Annotated in this window: 16 protein-coding genes; 8 read left to right on the forward strand and 8 right to left on the reverse strand. The window is 32.9% G+C overall.

Features of this window, described 5'->3' with window-relative positions; translation table 11 throughout:
- Positions 1–152 precede the first annotated feature (152 nt).
- From alr to LS73_RS10485, 6 genes are all read right to left on the reverse strand, one after another.
- Positions 153–1,292 (reverse strand): alanine racemase, encoded by a 1,140-nt coding sequence (gene alr, locus LS73_RS00005; RefSeq protein ID WP_034559685.1) that lies wholly within the window; start codon positions 1,290–1,292, stop codon positions 153–155.
- Between the two features lies 1 nt (position 1,293).
- A complete protein-coding gene (locus tag LS73_RS00010; protein ID WP_052090001.1) occupies positions 1,294–2,367 on the reverse strand; it encodes a YkvI family membrane protein in 1,074 nt (357 codons plus the stop codon).
- A 257-nt stretch (positions 2,368–2,624) separates the two neighbouring features.
- Complete coding sequence (locus LS73_RS00015; RefSeq protein ID WP_034559687.1) at positions 2,625–5,732, reverse strand: efflux RND transporter permease subunit; 3,108 nt, start codon at positions 5,730–5,732, stop codon at positions 2,625–2,627.
- A gap of 26 nt (positions 5,733–5,758) precedes the next feature.
- Positions 5,759–5,983: a YbdD/YjiX family protein gene (locus LS73_RS00020; RefSeq protein ID WP_104692126.1), complete on the reverse strand. Its 225-nt coding sequence runs from the start codon at positions 5,981–5,983 to the stop codon at positions 5,759–5,761.
- 12 nt (positions 5,984–5,995) lie between these two features.
- A complete protein-coding gene (locus LS73_RS00025) occupies positions 5,996–6,739 on the reverse strand; it encodes a BspA family leucine-rich repeat surface protein (RefSeq protein WP_034559689.1) in 744 nt (247 codons plus the stop codon).
- A 438-nt stretch (positions 6,740–7,177) separates the two neighbouring features.
- A complete protein-coding gene (locus tag LS73_RS10485; RefSeq protein ID WP_114985949.1) occupies positions 7,178–9,280 on the reverse strand; it encodes a methyl-accepting chemotaxis protein in 2,103 nt (700 codons plus the stop codon).
- A 177-nt stretch (positions 9,281–9,457) separates the two neighbouring features.
- On the opposite strand from LS73_RS10485, the gene ppk2 reads away from it, so the two are divergent.
- Positions 9,458–10,396 (forward strand): polyphosphate kinase 2, encoded by a 939-nt coding sequence (ppk2, locus tag LS73_RS00035; protein WP_034559589.1) that lies wholly within the window; start codon positions 9,458–9,460, stop codon positions 10,394–10,396.
- Positions 10,397–10,512: 116 nt separating this feature from the next.
- Positions 10,513–11,403: a CinA family protein gene (locus LS73_RS00040; RefSeq protein WP_052089987.1), complete on the forward strand. Its 891-nt coding sequence runs from the start codon at positions 10,513–10,515 to the stop codon at positions 11,401–11,403.
- Between the two features lie 26 nt (positions 11,404–11,429).
- Here LS73_RS00040 and dut read toward each other — a convergent pair whose 3' ends face one another.
- Complete coding sequence (gene dut, locus LS73_RS00045; protein WP_034559587.1) at positions 11,430–11,888, reverse strand: dUTP diphosphatase; 459 nt, start codon at positions 11,886–11,888, stop codon at positions 11,430–11,432.
- 69 nt (positions 11,889–11,957) lie between these two features.
- On the opposite strand from dut, the gene yidD reads away from it, so the two are divergent.
- The 4 genes from yidD (at position 11,958) to mnmE (ending at position 16,593) form a co-directional block, all read left to right on the forward strand.
- The gene (gene yidD / locus LS73_RS00050; RefSeq protein ID WP_158654949.1) at positions 11,958–12,353 is read left to right on the forward strand and encodes a membrane protein insertion efficiency factor YidD; all 396 of its coding nucleotides are present in this window, start codon (positions 11,958–11,960) and stop codon (positions 12,351–12,353) included.
- Positions 12,354–12,370: 17 nt separating this feature from the next.
- A complete protein-coding gene (yidC, locus tag LS73_RS00055) occupies positions 12,371–14,044 on the forward strand; it encodes a membrane protein insertase YidC (RefSeq protein ID WP_034559583.1) in 1,674 nt (557 codons plus the stop codon).
- Between the two features lie 76 nt (positions 14,045–14,120).
- Positions 14,121–15,200 carry a Jag N-terminal domain-containing protein gene (locus LS73_RS00060; protein WP_052089985.1) on the forward strand — a complete coding sequence of 360 codons (1,080 nt, stop codon included), beginning with the start codon at positions 14,121–14,123 and terminating at the stop codon, positions 15,198–15,200.
- A 1-nt stretch (position 15,201) separates the two neighbouring features.
- Positions 15,202–16,593, forward strand: coding sequence for a tRNA uridine-5-carboxymethylaminomethyl(34) synthesis GTPase MnmE (mnmE, locus tag LS73_RS00065; RefSeq protein WP_034559581.1), 1,392 nt, complete (start codon positions 15,202–15,204; stop codon positions 16,591–16,593).
- Positions 16,594–16,707: 114 nt separating this feature from the next.
- Here mnmE and LS73_RS00070 read toward each other — a convergent pair whose 3' ends face one another.
- Positions 16,708–17,535 carry a prephenate dehydrogenase gene (locus LS73_RS00070; RefSeq protein ID WP_034559579.1) on the reverse strand — a complete coding sequence of 276 codons (828 nt, stop codon included), beginning with the start codon at positions 17,533–17,535 and terminating at the stop codon, positions 16,708–16,710.
- 235 nt (positions 17,536–17,770) lie between these two features.
- Here LS73_RS00070 and LS73_RS00075 point away from each other — a divergent pair, with 235 nt between their 5' ends.
- Entirely contained in the window at positions 17,771–18,322 is a 552-nt protein-coding gene (locus tag LS73_RS00075; RefSeq protein WP_158654948.1) for a thioredoxin family protein, read from the forward strand.
- A gap of 24 nt (positions 18,323–18,346) precedes the next feature.
- Entirely contained in the window at positions 18,347–18,931 is a 585-nt protein-coding gene (locus LS73_RS00080; RefSeq protein WP_034559577.1) for a thioredoxin fold domain-containing protein, read from the forward strand.
- The last annotated feature ends 33 nt before the right edge of the window (positions 18,932–18,964 follow it).

Below are 18,964 nucleotides of genomic sequence, written 5' to 3' on the forward strand. Positions count from 1 at the left end.
GGCTTTATATTTGAGCTAGCAAAGAGAAAAGGAATTATAAAGATTCGTTTACTTAATATAAAGCTGTATTTAGATTTTAGTGGGGTTATGAGTGTGTTTAAGTAGATGGATTAGAAATTGACAGGCTATAGTAACATCATTTGTTATAGCCTTTAAGTATTCTTAACATAAACTCTTGGCACTCGCTTAGATACTGCACAAACAAGCTCATAGTTAATAGTTCCAATATGGTTAGCCAACTCATCTACACTTAACTCATTGCCCATATTATCGTAGCCAAACAACAATGCGCAATCTCCTATTTTTACATTTTCTAGGTGGCTAATATCAACCATGCAATGATCCATGCAAATATTGCCTATCACTGGTGCTCTTTTGCCATGTATTAGCACATCTGCCTTGTTGGATAAAAGTCTCATATAGCCATCGGCATAGCCTATAGGCAATGTGGCTATCTTGCTTTTCTTATTGGCTATGAATGTTTTGTTATAACTTACACCTTCATCCTTGCCTATTTCTTTTATATGTATGATATTGGCTTTAAGGCTCATAGCTGGCTTTAGTTTTACCCCTTGCATATCCATATCTATACTTGGTTTTAAGCCGTATGCGCTGATCCCTAGCCTAACCATATCTCTATGTGATTGTTTAAACCTAAGTAAGCTAGCACTATTAGCACAATGCAATAAGATATTTTTTGGTAGCGTTATGGAATCTAGGAAATCTTGAAAGCCCTTGTTTTGCTTATTGAAATATTCCAAATCATTAGAATCAGCCGTAGCGAAATGTGTGAAAATACCCTTAACATTAATATATGGTAGATTAAGAATATCTTGTATTTCCTTTATGCTTCTGGCTGTATATTTATATCCTATACGATTCATGCCTGTATCTAGCTTGATATGCGCTAAAGCCTCTTTGTTTTCTTTGCTAGCAATATTTGAAAATTCTTTTGCTGTTTGCATATCATATATACATAGCTCAATATTGTTTTTGATAGCCTCCAAAGCATGATATGGTAGTGTGTATCCTAGGATTAGGATTCTAGGTTCTTTGAATCTTTCTCTAAGTTGCAGTGCTTCTTCAAGTGTTGCAACTCCAAAAAAAGATATATTATGCTTTAACGCAAATTCTGCTAGCTTCACTGCTCCATGACCATAAGCATCTGCCTTTAGCACTAGCATTAATTTTGTATTTTCCTCTATTCTTTCTTTAGCTAGATTAATATTATGCAGAAAATTGGACATATTAATCTCTGCCCATACCTGCCTTTTTAGACTATGATAAGCCATTCTATTGCTTTTTGGTTTTTACTTGAAAGTAAGCATAAAGTATAATAAGCATAATGACTATCCCACCATATCCAAGCAATGGATAAACAATACTAATCAAATCCTTGAATCCCAAAAGACTAGCAAAGAATCCAACTAGCGCAGTGGCTGTTATAACTATCAATGACGATGTTCTTTGTAGTTTATAGATTTTTTTAAATCTTTCTACTGATCCATAAAAGCAAGTAATAGCGGTTGAATACAATCCGCAAAATAATATAATTGCATAAAGAGAGCCAATAAAAGGTGACATATTATTGGCAAGCACTATCATAGGTAATCTCTGTGTGCCAACTTCAACTATATGCGCCTTTAACACTAGGCTTAAGAATAATGCACAACCGCCAAGCATGATTGCCCCTAGCAATATACCAAAAAATATTGTGCTATTGTTTTTTGATTCATCGCTAAGTGGCACAAGAACAGCCAGTGCTAATTGGAAGTTAAAGGCTACATATAACACAGCAGAAATCCCCCAGTGCCAAATCAAGCTGCTATTATTCACCGCAGCATTTGCTATTTCTTGCTCAGATGCATTACTTGGATTTACTATAGAGTAGATTCCAACAACGGCGACCCCAAGAAACATAATGGGTATAACTATCTCCATAACCTTTACAATCGTGTTAAGCCCTATATATGTGTTAATCACAAGTAGAATACACACGACCAAAGCACCTACAAACATAGGTAATCCGAACTTATCTTCAAATGTAGCCCCAGCTCCAGATAGCATTATAACTAGCGTGCCAAATAATGAAAGCGTTATAAACAAATCACAGAACAAAGAAAGGAATTTGATATTAAGCGGATTAATTGCTTGTATATAGCTGTTTGTTCTAAGAGTAATAGCAAGCCAAGCAGGTAAATATCCAAATACAAAAAACAATAGTGTAGTCAAACATACAATAAGCCAAGTATGTTCTTTGAAGTATAAGAAATATTGCAAGATTTCCTGTCCAGAAGCATATCCTGCCCCAATTACAGTGCCTGCATAGGTTGTTGCAACACCTATAATAGATACCTTTTTGGACATGATATATCCTTTCTATTTATGATGTTTTATACTAATATATAAGCTCTTTTGTGTCAAGCTCTTTTGTGTATTTTTTGAAAATATATATTGAGGATAATTTTTCTATTTTAAGTTTTAATCAAAATACTTTTTAATTTCATAGCTTTTAGATTCTTCATCTACTAAGTTTGGTTATAAGACAAAAGATAATAGTTGTTGTAAGTAAGTCTTAATAACTTAATAATCTTATATTAATTCATATCATTTGTTTTTAATGATTACTTATCGTCTTTTGTCCTATAGAATCTCTGTATTTTTTCATCAAGAGGCGTAATGATTCTATAAAATATAGGGACTACAATTAAAGATAGTATCATAGATACCATTAATCCGCCTATCATTGCTAGCCCTATTGGCTGCTTCATAGCACTGCCATCGCCTGTTGCTATTGCTAGGGGTAACATGCCTGCTACCATGGCTATAGTTGTCATAAGGATTGGTCTTAACCTTTGCTTACCTGCAAGTTGTATTGATTGTGCAAGTGTTGCTCCATTCTTTCGGTTTTCATTGGCTACATCTACTAGTAATGTGGCATTTTTACCTACCATTCCAATAAGCAAAATGAGCCCCATAATGGAGAACATGCTAATAGCCGCTTCACTTCCGCCTGCTATCTTGATTGCAAAGAATGCCCCACTAAAGCTTAACGGCATAGTCACCATGATGATAATTGGCTGTAAAAAGCTTTCATACAATGCTGCAAGAATAAGATAAATAAGCACAAATGCCATCATAATGGCTACACCAAATGCTACAAGTGTCTCACTTAAACTATCTGCTTGTCCCATTAGGCGATAGTTTGCGCCACTATCTAGCCATTTTGCTCCAGAATTGGCATTTTTTTCAATTAGATCTACCATTTCTCCAACGCTAAGCCCACTATGTTCTTTTGGTGCTACTGCTACTATTATGCTTCTTTGCCTATTGAATCTTGTAATATTGGTAGATGTAAGATCATCTTCTATATCAACTAGTCCGTCTATAAATATTAAGTCTCCGTTTTTGCTTCTAACTTGAATTCGCTTTAAATCATCAGAAGTCATACGTTTATAATCTGGAGCACGAACAGTTATGTAATATTCCTTGCCATCTTCTTTATAGTATGCTACTTGGGTTTCACCAGAAAATGCCGTAGCTACTGCTTGTCCTATGTCTGTGCTTGTGATTCCATATTGTGCTAGATTCTGCCTAATTGGTTTTAATTTAAATGCTGGCATAGAATCTGAAGTAGAAAGATGAAAATTTGTGATTTTATCCTTAAATCTTGGTTCTTGCTCTGTAATATATTTACTTAGATTTTCAACGCTTGATTGCATTATTTGCTCTATTGGCGAAAATATAGCAAGTTGCACAGGTGTATTATCGTTTCCACCCCCAACTAATGGAACTTCAGATCCATATATATCAATACCTTCTGCTTCGGGCATAGATAGTAAGGTGTCAGTTAGACTTTGCAATATAACAAATTGGTCTGCCTCTTTGCCATGCTTCTTACGCTCTTTTAGTGGTTTTAGTGCTACATACAGTTTAGAAAAGAAAGCTTGCTGTAAGTCGCCGGGTCCTACTTGCAGAGTTACAAAATCTACATATTGGTTTGATTCTATATGACTTGCAAAGAATTCAGTTTTTCTTTTCATCTCATCAATACTAATTCCTGGCTTTGCTTTGAACATAATCTGAAATTGGCTTCTGTCTTCTTTTAGTAAAAATTCATTACCCATAGTTGATGCAACAAATAGCGAAAGAATAAAAATGCCAAAAACCAAGCTAGCCACAATTAACATATTCTTCCAACTTTTCATTAGAAATTGCAAGATAGACAAATATATATTATCAATTCGCTCAAAGAATGGCAATGTCTTATAATAGAATCTTGATTGTTCTGCTTTAACTAAAAGCGCGCTAAACATAGGAATGACAGTTATTACAACAATATAGCTAATTACTACAGCTAGTGCTACTGTTAGCCCAAAGCTAGCAAAGAATTTGCCCGAGATTCCGCTCATTGTCCCCACTGGGATAAATACAGAGAGCAACATAGCAGAGATTGCTATAATGGCAAATCCAATTTCGCGAACCCCTTCATAGGCTGCTTCTCTTGGGCTTATACCATGTTCTAGTTTGTTATGAATGTTTTCTATGACGACAATGGCGTCATCTATGATAATTCCAATAGCAAGAGTTAAGGCTAGCATTGTTAGCATGTTAAGCGTAAAGCCCATAATATGTATACATACAAATGCACCTAACACTGAAACAGGCAATGATATCGCTGATACTATTGTAATAGTGAAGTTTCGTAAGAAAAATAACACAATGCACACAGCTAAAAATCCGCCTAATGCTAAATCAAATTGTATGTCATTAATTGATGAGCGAATATATTCTGTAGTGTCCCAAAAGATATTTATATCATATCCCGGGCTTACTGCTTCTATTTGCTTCATTGCTTTTTTTACACCGTCGGCTATGGCTATTTCATTTGCTCCTGTGATCTTTTGAACCTCTAATATTACTCCTCTTTTGCCTTTGTATGTTGCATAAGATTTTTCCTCTGCTAGTCCATCTTCAATATCTGCAATGTCTCTAAGCATTAATCCATCTTTTATGATGATGTTTCCTACTTCTTCTACGTTTATGCTATTTGCATCTGTGATAATGTAATGCTCGCTAGTTAAGTCTATTAATCGCCCGCCATCTATCTCTCTATTTTCTCTTCCTATGATACTTGATAGGTCTGTATATGTGATGTTGTATTTGCTCATCAATGTAGGATCTGGATAGATTTTAATTTGCCTTTCACGGTATCCGCTTAGTTGTACATTTCCTACTCCTCCAATTCTTTGCAATATAGGAGAGATGATATTATTTGTATGTTTCATTATTTCTGGCATTGGTTTATCAGATGATAAAAAGAGAGAAATAATAGGAGTGCTGCCTGTATCTAGCTTCTGCACTGTTGGCTTATCTATTTCAGAATCTAGCACCACGGCATTTACTTTATCGCGAACATCATTTACAGCTACTTCCAAAGGCTTTTCTAACTCAAACATCACAGCCACAATACTAATGTTTTTCGCGGAATTTGATGTTACATATTTGATTCCATCAATTGCTAGCACAGCTTGCTCAATTTTGTCTGTTACTTTGGTTTCAATAGTTTCTGCACTAGCACCTTTGTATATAGTTTTGACAACCACTACGGGAAAATCTACATCAGGAAACAAAGCTTTTGGCATGCTTTTTATTCCATATATTCCAAACAAAATAAGAGCCATTGCAAACATAAATGTTGATACGGGTCTGCTAATGGCAAATTTATACATATAATATTCCTTTAAGATTGTTTAATTTAACAGCATCTTTTTCCGCCACCTCTTCCATATCTTTTATCTTGAGAATCTAGAAAGAATTCTTTGCGGCTTTTTATAGGACAATTTGGGTGATATTTTTCATGATGTTCCTTATATTTTTCATAGCTTGGTAAGCCTACTAATAGACTAAAGAACTTTTCAGATTGTCTATATATTCTTGATATGTTTGCAATATATTTTGCAATTTTGCTTTGTTTTTCCATTATATACCTTTATCATTTGGGATAAAAATGCTTATTTATATATTTTATCTCTTGTTCTTTCTGCCATTCCTCCTTATACCAAGAGGGAATCTTTTGCATACCAGATTTAAGAAACATTCTATCCATAGTTTTTAATGATGGCATATTCCATGACTCTAAATCCTGATTAAAGCTTTTTGCGTTGTGAAACATATCTCTAGCATTCTTTAGTTTTTCTAGATTCCAATTGCTTATATCTTGATTGAATGATAAAGCGTTATAAAACATGCTTCCAGCTGCTATTACATTTTCTACATTCCAAGAGTTAAGCGGCTGATTAAATTTAGTTGCTCCTAGGAACATATTAAACATAAACTTTACATTGCTTACATTCCATGAATTAAGAGGACTATTAAACTCGCTGGCATCATGAAACATTCCGCTCATATATTCTACATTTTCTACATTCCAAGATTCTATATTGTGGTTAAAGAATTTAGCTCCAGCAAACATATAGCTCATGTCTGTAACATTACTTGTATCCCATGATTCTATACCTGTGAAATCTTTTCGCTTTGAATCTTGAAATAACCTACTCATATCAGTAATCTTACTAGTGTCAATATCGTCTAATGAAATACTAGGATCTCTTAATAGTCTTTCTAGATAATAGCGAGATCCTGGACTATGCTTGGCTTGTGCCATTGTATATGTGCCAAATTCCACATATACACATAGATAAAAAAAATAGCTTATTTGCAATATAATCTTTTGCATCATTATCCCTTGATATTGTGCTTATATAAACTATCTTTAAATAAACATATTCTAATAACTCATTATTAACAATAGCCCAAAAATATAAATTGCTTACATATGCATAAGATTAATAACCTCTATTTATTTGCATTACAGAATCATTTTTATATCCTAAGCTAGATAACAAAATTATCATAATTATGACTTTATGCTAAAGCAACATAATAGTATTTTTATGATGACTATATGATATAAAGAATCTAAAACTTCATAATTAATAATTCTAGATACATTTGGAGGGAATAGCTTAAGAAATCTAAAAAATATATTTTGCTTTGATTTATGTCATCAAGTTGGGAATCTAAATGTGTTGAATTACGCATAATTTATTTTATGGGACTAACAAGATTCACAAATCAAGAATCTGCCTAATGTTGATTTAGCTACATCATATATCTAGAATCGTTTTTTAGCTACATCTTGCATAATCCTTTCAGATATGTCATTAACAAAGTTGCTTATTTCTTGAGAATGACCAGCAATTTCTAGGGTTTGCTGTGTAACTTGCTCTAGTTGGTCAACTGTTTCATTAATTTGACTTATACCTTGTGCTTGCTCTTTAATAGACTCTGCCATATCATTAATGCTTTGCACTAATATATTAGTATTTGCTTCTATTTCTCCTAGGCTCTTTTGAGTTCTCTCTGCTAGTTTTCTAACTTCATCTGCAACAACTGCAAATCCTCTACCATGTTCTCCTGCTCTTGCTGCTTCTATTGCTGCATTTAATGCTAATAGATTTGTTTGGTCTGCTATATCTCTTATTATTCCAATAACATTCTTAATGTCTTCACTTTGTTTTATTACTTCATCTGTTCTACCTGATACATTTTGCATAGATGATGTTATTTCTTCTATAGCTGATGCCGTTTCTTCAAGCGAGCTTGCTTGAGTGTTTGAACCCTTTACTAGCTCTTGTGAAGTTTCTTTTAATATTTTGCTTTTTTCTTCTAGTTCACTAGCGAAGTTGTTAGAAGCAATAAGCATTTCTCTTATCTCTTCTCCCAATGCGTTTGTTACTATTTCTACTCGTCCGTTAGCATTTTTAACCTCTGTTGTAAAGTTAAGCTTTATATAGGAGTTAAACACACGTTCAATTTCATCAAGATTGCTACCAATTTTATTTTGTAATTCTTCAAGCATGTGATTAAGGACATCTCTTAATTCCATAAGTTGAGGATTATATGGGGTAGATTGAATTCTAGATGTTAGATTGCCATGCTCTACTGATTTTGCAGTTTCTACGGATTCCTCTATTGTTTGTCTATCTTTTTCTAGTCCTTTTTGCATTTTTTCAATATTGTGGTTTATTGATATTGTCATATCTCCAATTTCATCTTGATATTTGGGTTTTATTAAAGCTGGCGGAACTTTTATCTCATGGTTTAGGAATCTAAAGAAGTTTTGTAATAGCCTATAAATATTTTGGATACGTGATACAATCTGCGTTTTAATATAAAAGTATGCTACACTAATAACTATTACAAGAGTAATTAATATGCTAATTATTATAATATTTCTAAGTTCAACTATAGGTATAGATATATCTTGTTCTGACACTATTTCTATAGATGCCCAATATGTATTACCAATATCAAATGTTGATATAGCCCCATAACTATTTATCCCTTGTAAGTTAACAAGATTGTATACCCCATCTTTTCTATTAGAAATTGCATCAAGAATTGCGTTTATGCTAGGATTCGAATTAATTTCTTTTATTTGTCTTCCAAGATATGATGTATTTGAGTGAGCTGCAATTATTCCATCACTTGTTGCTAGTACTCTATAGTCATTGCTAAAGGCTTTATATTTATTTCCTGCTATATCTTCGTTTATTTTATGTAAATCAACAAAAGCTCCAATTACTCCTATTATTTGTTGATCATTATCAAGTAATGGGGAGTTTACTCCCATACCAAAAAATTCAGCATTATTGGCAAATTGAATTTTTCTTGGAGTGCCTATGACTTGTTTGCCTGTGCTTAATACTTCAGATATGCTAGGAATTGATAGTATACTTGGATCTGCTTGTAATAGCTCTATGCCACCTTGATTATCTGGAATATTGTCATTAAGCAGAATCATTAAATCGCCATTTGGTAGAAGATACTTAGGGTTTGTTATTTTGCCCATTTTACTATTATAATTTTTAATATATAAGTATCCATATTTACCTAAAGTGGTATCTAACATGTTTTCTATGTATTTTTGTATTAGTGTTAAATGATTTGTATCACTGCCGAAGCCAGTATTTAACATAGTATTAATTATATTAGCAGTAACTTCAACTGGTATTATAGTTTTATTTAGATCAGATTGCAATGAAGCTGAGATTCTACCTGAAATATTTTTTGCTAGCTTATCTGCTTCTCTATATTGTATTTTGCTTGACTGAATTACGATGACAACCATCATAATTATCATGCAAATTATCAATACTATACTTATGCTTATGATAATTTTTGACCCGACACTTAACTTTTTAAAAAAATTCATTATTTATTCCTTTTTAGAAGTATTTGAAATACTTATATCTTAACTTGGTATAGTATCTAAAAATATTCTTTAAGTTAAGTATTCAGCAGCAGATATTTAACTTAACATTAGCTTAAGGATACTTTAGTTAGAATTGAATGATTATATTAATATTGTAACAAAGGGGAATTCATAGCAATGGGTAAAAAGCAAATTGTTGTAAGACCTGAAGAGTCTTTGGATCCAAAAGAAGTATATAGCAAAAAAATCATTAATAATCGTCATCTACTTAAGAATGATTTTTATGAAAAAGAGCTTTGTAAGCTAGAAATAGAACTTGTCAAATTTCAGAATTGGGTAAAGAAAACAAAGCAGAAGATTGTAATCATTATGGAGGGACGAGATGGTGCTGGTAAGGGTGGCACTATTAGAGCTCTTACAACACATTTAAATCCTAGGGGTTGTCGCGTTGTTGCCCTACCCAAACCTTCAGAAGAAGAAAAAACAGAGTGGTATTTTAAACGTTATATAAGCACACTTCCTACTGGTGGTGAGATAGTTTTTTTTGACAGAAGCTGGTATAATAGGGCTGGTGTTGAGAAAGTAATGGGATTTTGTACCCAAGATGAATATAGGGAATTTATCTATCAAGTAAGCAATCTAGAACAAATGCTAGTAGCAAGCGGGACCATGATATTTAAATATTTCTTAAATGTCTCTAGAGAAGAACAAAAAAGGCGCATTGAGAGGAGAAAAGATGATCCTTTAAGAATGTGGAAATTAAGCCCTATTGATGCGAAATCTTTAAACCTGTGGGACGATTACACAGAGGCATTTGAGAAGATGTTTTCGCGTACGCATACGCCATTTTGTCCTTGGGTGATTGTGGATTCTAATGATAAAAAGAGAGCAAGGCTAAATCTTGCCAGGGATTTACTAAGTAAGGTAGATTATGAGGATAAGGATCAAAATTCTGTTTGTCTTTTAGCTGATCCAAATATCGTTCATCTATATTCACAGCAATCAAGCTTCATAAAGAAGAATAAAAATTTTAAAATCTTTAAAGATGATAAAAAAGATGCTAAGGACGACAAATCTAAAGATAGCAAAAAGGATGACAAAGATGACAAAAAATAAAAAGTAGCATAATACTTACATTTGAAATTATGAATATTTTGTATATTAAATTTAATATATTTTTGCTGTAGGTATTATAATGCTTGTAATTCAAATAGAATATTTAAAGAGAAATTATGCAAGACGATATGACTAGACAAATTGTGTCATTTGAGATACTAGGCTTTGAGCAGCAAAGCACAATTCAAATATTGACTAGTCAAGCTAGCAAATTCAATGTTTCACTTTCTTGTTCAAGAGATAATGATTATGAGATTGTAGCTATTGGTAGTGGAGTAGATTTAGAATTATTTTTCCAAGAGTTGCAATCATTATTTGGCGAACGACTCTTGCATGGTGATTTAGCTCATTTCCTTATACATAAACTAACGCAAAAATCCCTTACAATTTGCGTTTCAGAATCTTGCACAGGTGGAGTGTTGAGCTCTTTGCTTACATCTGTTCAAGGTGCTAGTAATGCATATAAAGGTGGAATAGTTGCATATAGTATAGAATCAAAAAAGCAGATTCTAGGAGTTCAGGATTTTGTGTTCAAAGACTTTGGTGTTTATTCTGAAGAATGCGTGAAGGCTATGGCAAAGGGAGCTATGGATATATTTGGGGCTGATATAGCCATTGCAACAAGTGGCTTGGCTTCAGAGGATACAAGTGGACATAATTTTCTTAATCTTCCTATAGGATATGTTTTTACTTGTGTATTATGTAAGTCTATGCTTCCTGTAGTCATTTCGCAAAATTATCTCTCAAAAGATGCTTTAGATTCTTACACACCAAGCTTTAATTTGGAAAGATTATATGGATTTAAGAATTACCAAAATCCCCAAGATTTTTCAGACTTTAGAGAAAAAGATTCTAATATACGAGAATCAAATCATCTAAAGCCCAACCTTCAAAATCCAATCCAGCAAAATTCAAGTTCAACACTAATTTCATCAAGAATTTTTATTCAGCAAGAAGCAAGCTTGTTTGCTCTGCGTCTAGTTTTAAATACCATAAGCAACTTATAGTCATCTATTTCCAAATAATCATGTGCCTATATACCTGTGCTACCAAATCCGCCTTTATCGCGCTTAGTTTTACTAAGCATAGAAACTTCTTCGATTTTTACAATGGGTAGCCTTTGTATTATGCCTTGTGCTATCCTATCTCCGCTATTAATTTTAAATTCCTCTCCAAAGTTCATCAAAATAATCATCAATTCTCCGCGATAATCACTATCAACAGTCCCCGGAGAGTTAAGAATGGTAATTTTATGATTTAATGCTAGACCACTCCTAGGGCGCACTTGTAGCTCATATCCAAATGGCAACTCTACGCTAAGCCCTGTGTGAATAAGAGATTGTTCATTTGGCTTTATAACATAAGAATCCAAAGCATGAAAATCAAAGCCGGCTGCACCATTGCTAGCAAATTTTGGAATAATAGCTCTCTTGTCAATTTTACAAAACTTTATGATAACTTCGTTAAGCCCTGTTATTTCATTACTAAACATAAATACCGCCTTTGGTTAAGTATAATATTATATTTTGTTTAAATATTTGTCAATATTTAAAGGTGAATGATGAGAAGACTCATGTATCTTTTTGTGTTATTTTACAAGCGTTTTGTTTCTCCGTTTTTGCCACCGGCGTGTCGCTATTATCCCACTTGCTCTATATATGCCTTAATACTTTTAAGGTTTGATAATCCAGTGTTTGCAGTTTGCAAGATAGTATGCAGAATCTTATATTGCAATCCTCTAAGCAAAGGAGGATTTAACCCTGCATTTGTTTTTCTGCCAATCAATAAGCAAAAAAATATACAAAAATTGATTTTTATAGCAAGCTTCAAACAAGCTCATTTTCTATCTCCGATATGCCCTCAAATCCCGCAGAATGCAAACTATTTTTTCATAGAATCAAATATGCGTTTATTGCGTAGATTCCAAAAATTCTATATAATTTCCGTTTATGTTTAAAATAGAGGTATTCTAACGTGGATAAGCAAAGCAATCTTAGATTAATCTTAGCCGTAGCCATTTCATTTTTAGTAATTGTTGTTTGGTCAAAGTTTTTTGCTCCAGAGTCATCTACAGGAACATCTATTAAACAAAGCAATGAGGTTAAGGTTGATAATAGTAGCGAGATTCCAAAAGCAATTACTAATCAATCATCATCTCAAGCAAAAGATACTAATGATCCACTAACTGATTCCATAGCTGTAAAAAATATAATCACTAGAGTAAATAGTAAAGATTTTGATATGGATATAGATTCTAGGGGGACTATTGTTCAAGTTTATCTTAAGGCAGATAAATATATCCAGCCACATCAAGAGGGAATTTTTACTCATATTGGTAGGATATTTGGCGTTGTTGGAGGAGAAAATAATAAGCTTGATAGATTGCCGCTTTTAGCTAATAATGCTAGTTTATATCCACTCCAAATGTTTTTTGTTGATAATCATTTACGAGAGCTTTCTAATAGCACTCCATACACGGCTAGTGTAGAGCATATTGCAATCGAAGATCGCGCGCAGACTTTAGTTCTCATGCAAAACTTAGGTGATATAACTGTAGAAAAAAAGCTTACCATTTATCCCAATATGACCTATAAAGTTGAAATCAATCTTAGCAAACCTGCACAATATATTATTAGTAATGGCATGCGGCCAAATGCAGATGGCGAGAGTTATGCTTTTCATGGAGTTTTATTACAAAAGACCGATACAGGTATAGAAAAAATAGAAGATGGTGATGCCAAGATAGAGGGGCAAAACTACTCAGATGCCCTTTATATAGCTAGCGTGGATAGATATTACACAAGTCTACTATTTAACATAGAAAAACCTCTTTCTGTCGTGGTTGGCTCATTTGGCAAGGGAATGCCTAGACCATTTGTTAATCTTCAAGAGCAAAATGAGATTTTATATGGATATATTGGACCTAAGGATTATAATTTATTAAAATCCATTAATCTTCATTTAACTAGCGTTGTTGAGTATGGGAGAATTACATTTTTTGCTAAATACATATTTACATTGCTTGATTATTTATATCAACATATAGGGAATTGGGGAGTTGCTATTATCTTGCTTACTATTATCATTAGAATCATATTATTCCCTTTGAGCTTTAAGGGAATGGTAAGTATGCAAAAGCTAAAAGATTTAGCCCCTAAGATGAAAGAGCTGCAAGAAAAGCATAAGGGTAATCCACAGAAGTTACAAGCTTCTATGATGGAGCTTTATAAAAAGCATGGAGCAAATCCGCTTGGAGGCTGTCTACCATTGCTATTGCAAATTCCTGTATTTTTTGCTATCTACCGAGTTTTGTATAATGCTGTTGAGCTAAAGAACGCAGCATTTTTTGCTTGGATACATGATTTAAGCGTTATGGATCCTTATTTTATTTTGCCTTTGCTTATGGGGCTTTCTATGTATGCTCAACAAACTCTAACGCCTACTGCATTTAGCGATCCTATGCAGGCAAAAGTTTTTAAGTGGTTACCTGTAATTTTTACAATTTTTCTTATTACATTTCCTGCGGGCTTAATTCTTTATTGGACAGTAAATAATATTATTTCCATAATACAGCAACTTGCAATCAATAAAATATTAGATATTAAAAAGCAGAAAGAAATAGAAGTTAAGCATAAAAATAAATCTTGAGTTATTTAAAATAACAAATAATCCCTGTTAAGTTTATATATTATCATTATAATATATGAAAACTAGGGATAAAATAATGAAAAAATTTGTTTCAAATTCGATTGATTCTTGTTTGTTGCAAGCTTCAGAGTATTTTGGTTGTTCCGTTGATTATATTGATTATGAGATAATTCAAAATCCAAGTGCAGGTTTTTTAGGCTTTGGTAAGAAGGAGGCTATTATAATTGCTTATTTCAGCAATGTTGCTAAGTCGATTCAAAGCCAACATTACATAAGAAACCAATATTTAGACCCTATTAAAATAGAACAAGTGCAGACAAATAACAATGATTCAAATGAGCTTGCTTGGAGTGATGGGTTTAATAACAAAATATATAATACAAATAGCTTGGATATTGGTAAATATGATGGTGATGGTTTAGAAAATTCCAAAATACACGATAGCAACAAAGATACATATATCCTCCGAAACAATTTAAATAATATAAAATATAATATGCCAGATATAAAAGATAAACAGTATGAATATATAGAAGATAATGAATATAGTATAGATCAATCTAATATGGATATATGTTCTAGTAATATTGTTTTGAATAAACATCATACTGAAAGCCAAGACAATATATCATGCAATCTACCCGCAAGCAGTCTTTATTGCTATGATATGGAATCAAATGCTATGATTATAGCATGTCAAGAAATTAAAGATGAGTTGGTTGAACTTCTTGGGATTTTGCCACTAGATATAGATAAAATCGAAGTAAAGCCCTATAATACTCATTCTGTGTTTATCATAATAGATGGTATTGATTCTGCTCTTTTAATAGGGCAAAAAGGATATAGATATAAGTCTCTAAGCTACATGTTGTTTAATTGGATAAACACTCGCTATGGATATGGGGTGCATTTGGAGATAGCGCAATTTTTAAAGAGCCAAGAACAGGCTATGAAATCATATCTTAAATCAATTATACTTAAAGCCAATGAGCATGGTTTCGCGAAGACTAAGCATTTAGATGGTGTGCTAGCATATATTGCTTTAAGAATTCTAAGGCAGCAATTGCCGAATATGTATATCATATCTCATGATGGTGACAATAATGAAAAATATATTACAATAGATAGTTTCTCAAATAATTCTCGCATAAATTAATATGATTAATAACATAAGTAAGCAAGGACATACTATAGTAGCAATCTCTACTGCTTTAGCAAAGAGTGCTATAAGCATTGTACGTTTAAGTGGTGAGGGGGCACTAAATATTGCCTATCGTTTTCTATCTGGCAAACAAAGCACATTGGATTTTAGAATAGAATTAATCCCTAGACATGCTAAGCTTTGTGATATATATGACTCTGGGGGGAGATTGCTTGATAAGGCTATTTTAATTTACTTCAAAGCCCCATTTAGCTTTAATGGTGAGGACATAGTAGAAATACAAAGTCATGGAGGTGTGCTAATTGCGCAAGAGATTCTAAAATCCGCTCTTGAGTTTGGAGCAATGCTAGCTAGCCCTGGCGAATTTAGCAAGCGAGCGTTATATAATGGTAAAATGGATATACTAGAGTTAGAGGCAACACTTGCAATAATTAATAATACAAATACTAATCTAACACAACTCCTAGCACGTAACTTAACAGGGCAATGCGCTAAGATGTTGGAATCTAGTCGTCAAACCGTGCTAGAAATCATTGCTCAAATAGAGGTAAATATTGATTATAGCGATGAGGATTTAGATCCAAAAATCCTAGAAAAATCCATAAATAGTTTAGGAATGTTGGTTGCCAAATTTAGCTCTATTGTGGAATCTAGTGCTCATTATTCGCGCCTGCAAGGCATAAAGCTTAGCATACTAGGTAAGCCAAATGTGGGGAAAAGCTCTTTGCTTAACCTTCTTTTGCTTAGAGATAGGGCTATTGTAAGTGAGATAGCTGGCACAACAAGAGATGTAATAAGCGAAAGCTTAGATATTAATGGAAATATTGTTTATTTACATGATACTGCTGGTATTCGCACTAGTTTTGATTCTATAGAAAACGATGGGATACAAAGGAGCTTTGATTGTGCTAAGGAAAGCGATATTTTGATTTGTTTGTTTGATTTGTCGCGTGAAATGGATAATGATGATTATAGGATACTTGATTTTATTAGTTCAGACCTTATAAATAAAAAAGATATTTTAGTGTTGCTTAATAAGAATGATCTAGAATTGCGTAATTATTATGATTTTTCAAGATTTAATCATTGTTCAATCAATACAAAAGATATTTCTAACCGTCAAATAATTACACAAAAGATAGATCGGTTTTTAACAATGCATATTGATAATGATACTCTTGTGTTTACAAATGCTATGCAAACCAATCTTTTAGAAAATGCTTTGCATAATTTGGAGAAGGCTTCTTCTCTTTTATCTGAACAAGCACTAGAGCTTGCTAGCTTTGAGCTTATGGAATCTCTTCAAAACTTAGGAGCAATTACTAAGCCTTACAATGTAGAAGAAATGCTTGATTCTATGTTTTCGCAATTTTGTGTGGGTAAATGATTCTTAAAGTTTTAACAATCATATCTGGCATATATATAGCAATATTATTTTTGCTAGGTCTTGTTACTTCTCTAGCTTTTAGCAATCAAAATATTTATAGCTCTATATTTTCGATTATAAAAACTCATATAAAGAATTTGCCATTCTCATCCAATTCTCCAACTTATCCCACTCTTCATTTTTGATATAGGTTTTTGCTAGAGCGATGTTTTTTTCAAACTCGCTAATAGATTCTAATAGATGGGTTTTATTGTGCTTGAATATATTGCACCAAGTAATAGGAGAGCTTTTTGAAAGTCTACTAGTATCACGAAAGCCACCGCCAATTAGGGCTAAAATATTCTCTGGTTTTTCTTGCCCTAGCACAGTGTTTGCTAGCGCGAAACTAAGGATATGAGGGAGATGTGATATATAGGCAATGTGGGCATCATGATTATATGAATTCATCTTGATTATTTGCATACCAAGAGAGACAAATATGTCTTTTGTAAAAGCTATTTGAAATTCCCCGCTTTGCTCTGTGTCTGTAAGAATTAGAATATTGTTTTTAAAGAGATCTTTTTTAGCTGCTTTTGGTCCACTGTATTCAGTTCCACTCATAGGGTGTGCGCCTACATAATTCTTTCGTATAGATGAATTAATTAGGCTGGCTATAAGAGACTTTGTGCTGCCTAAATCGATTATTGTTTGATTTGGTGCTATGTTTTTGAATCCATTTATAATTGTTGCTACTACATCAAGCGGCACAGCTATAAAAATGACATCACTTGATGAGATTTCATCTAAGCTTACGCATTCATCAATCAATCCTAGATTTAGTGCTTGTTGTTGGTGTAACGGATTTACATCATAGCCTAGTATGTTTTTAAAAAGTCTAGTCTCCTTAAGGGCTAATCCGAGCGAACCTCCAATTAATCCTAGCCCAACAATGCCTGCTTGCATACTGCTCCTTTTGTTGTAGTCAGATTTGGTATTGTAATCCAAGATTTCACATTTACGAATATTTACAATTCTACATGTAGAATTATAACTAATTTACATCAGACGCAAAGATTGATAATTTAAACTACAGGTAAATAAGGATAATTTAATGTTCATTAACCATACCTATTTCCTATGTTTTTGGCTTTATTTCTCTAGGCTTTTTTATGCAATTTTGCCCTGTGCGCTCCTTATAATGCTTATTTTTTCCCAATTGTTTGCGCATTCCCAAGATGTAGATGTTCAAGATTCCACACCCAAGCAAGAAATTGTAAATTCTACATCATCGCTTGAATCCTCTCTTAACTCCATTTTTCTTGATAGTAAGAATATATTTATAGAAAATAAGTATGTTTTCTTAATATTTATTAGGGACGATTGCTACTATTGTCGAATATTAGAAACAAGCATTGTTGAAAACGCATCTATAAATGGCTACTTATCTATAAATTTTTCTTCATATCTAATCAATATTAGTTCTAATATTAAGCATAATATTCCATATCTTAAGCTATCTGGCGTTAGTTCTATTGATATGGCAAAGTTATATGGAGTAACAGCCCTCCCATATATTGTTTTTATTGGCTTGGATTCTGAGGAGATTATACGTGTAGTAGGATTTCCCGGTGAGCGTAGACTTATGAGAGTTTTAGAATTTGTAAATAATGATTTGTGGAGGAGATCCAATACGCAAGCAGAGCGTATTGAGAGCTTCTTGAAATATGAAGAAGATTATAGCTTAAAGTGATAACCGCTTTTTCAAGGAGATTTTATGAATATAAAAACTTTTATCTTTATTATTGTTTGTGCTATTTTTCCGATGTTTGTGTTAGGTTGCAAAGAGGGTAATATTACTATTAGCGATGGTAATAATAATACTCAAGCCCTAGAGGAAATGAATCAAAATATTGATATAGCAAGTTACAAGGGGTTAGAAGATGTATTTAGTAATTCAGCACATATAAAATCAGACTCTAAGCCTATCATGTTGGTATTTGGTAAGAACAACTGTTTGTATTGCGAGAAGCTAAAAAGCGATATTACTAAAGATTCTTCTCTTAGGGATTTTATAAAAGAGAATTTTATTTCATATTATATTAACACTAGTTACAGTAAAAGCCATGAAGTCGTATTCTTAGATAAGAGTATGCCAACAGATTCTTTAGCTATGGTTTATGGACTAGATGGGACTCCTCTTACTATCTGGTTTGAGCCAAATGGGAATAAGATTCTTAGTTTGCAAGGTTATGATAAAAAATATTTTGTTTCTATGTTGCATTTCATACAAGAAGAAAAATATGCTCAAGAAGATAACTTTAATAAGAGAATGGAACTCTTTGCTAAAACATTACAATAGTCCGACTAGCTAATGTGGCGTATTTTATGAATA

Source organism: Helicobacter muridarum (assembly GCF_000765805.2).
In the GTDB taxonomy this organism is placed as follows: domain Bacteria; phylum Campylobacterota; class Campylobacteria; order Campylobacterales; family Helicobacteraceae; genus Helicobacter_A; species Helicobacter_A muridarum.

What these genes read in the sequence shown, in the direction of transcription:
- alr (WP_034559685.1), bottom strand. Translation starts at nt 1,292, where the DNA reads ATGGCTTATCATAGTCTAAAAAGGCAGGTATGGGCAGAGATTAATATG.
- LS73_RS00010 (WP_052090001.1), bottom strand. Translation starts at nt 2,367, where the DNA reads ATGTCCAAAAAGGTATCTATTATAGGTGTTGCAACAACCTATGCAGGC.
- LS73_RS00015 (WP_034559687.1), bottom strand. Translation starts at nt 5,732, where the DNA reads ATGTATAAATTTGCCATTAGCAGACCCGTATCAACATTTATGTTTGCA.
- LS73_RS00020 (WP_104692126.1), bottom strand. Translation starts at nt 5,983, where the DNA reads ATGGAAAAACAAAGCAAAATTGCAAAATATATTGCAAACATATCAAGA.
- LS73_RS00025 (WP_034559689.1), bottom strand. Translation starts at nt 6,739, where the DNA reads ATGCAAAAGATTATATTGCAAATAAGCTATTTTTTTTATCTATGTGTA.
- LS73_RS10485 (WP_114985949.1), bottom strand. Translation starts at nt 9,280, where the DNA reads ATGAATTTTTTTAAAAAGTTAAGTGTCGGGTCAAAAATTATCATAAGC.
- ppk2 (WP_034559589.1), top strand. Translation starts at nt 9,458, where the DNA reads ATGGGTAAAAAGCAAATTGTTGTAAGACCTGAAGAGTCTTTGGATCCA.
- LS73_RS00040 (WP_052089987.1), top strand. Translation starts at nt 10,513, where the DNA reads ATGCAAGACGATATGACTAGACAAATTGTGTCATTTGAGATACTAGGC.
- dut (WP_034559587.1), bottom strand. Translation starts at nt 11,888, where the DNA reads ATGTTTAGTAATGAAATAACAGGGCTTAACGAAGTTATCATAAAGTTT.
- yidD (WP_158654949.1), top strand. Translation starts at nt 11,958, where the DNA reads ATGAGAAGACTCATGTATCTTTTTGTGTTATTTTACAAGCGTTTTGTT.
- LS73_RS00060 (WP_052089985.1), top strand. Translation starts at nt 14,121, where the DNA reads ATGAAAAAATTTGTTTCAAATTCGATTGATTCTTGTTTGTTGCAAGCT.
- mnmE (WP_034559581.1), top strand. Translation starts at nt 15,202, where the DNA reads ATGATTAATAACATAAGTAAGCAAGGACATACTATAGTAGCAATCTCT.
- LS73_RS00070 (WP_034559579.1), bottom strand. Translation starts at nt 17,535, where the DNA reads ATGCAAGCAGGCATTGTTGGGCTAGGATTAATTGGAGGTTCGCTCGGA.
- LS73_RS00075 (WP_158654948.1), top strand. Translation starts at nt 17,771, where the DNA reads ATGCTTATTTTTTCCCAATTGTTTGCGCATTCCCAAGATGTAGATGTT.
- LS73_RS00080 (WP_034559577.1), top strand. Translation starts at nt 18,347, where the DNA reads ATGAATATAAAAACTTTTATCTTTATTATTGTTTGTGCTATTTTTCCG.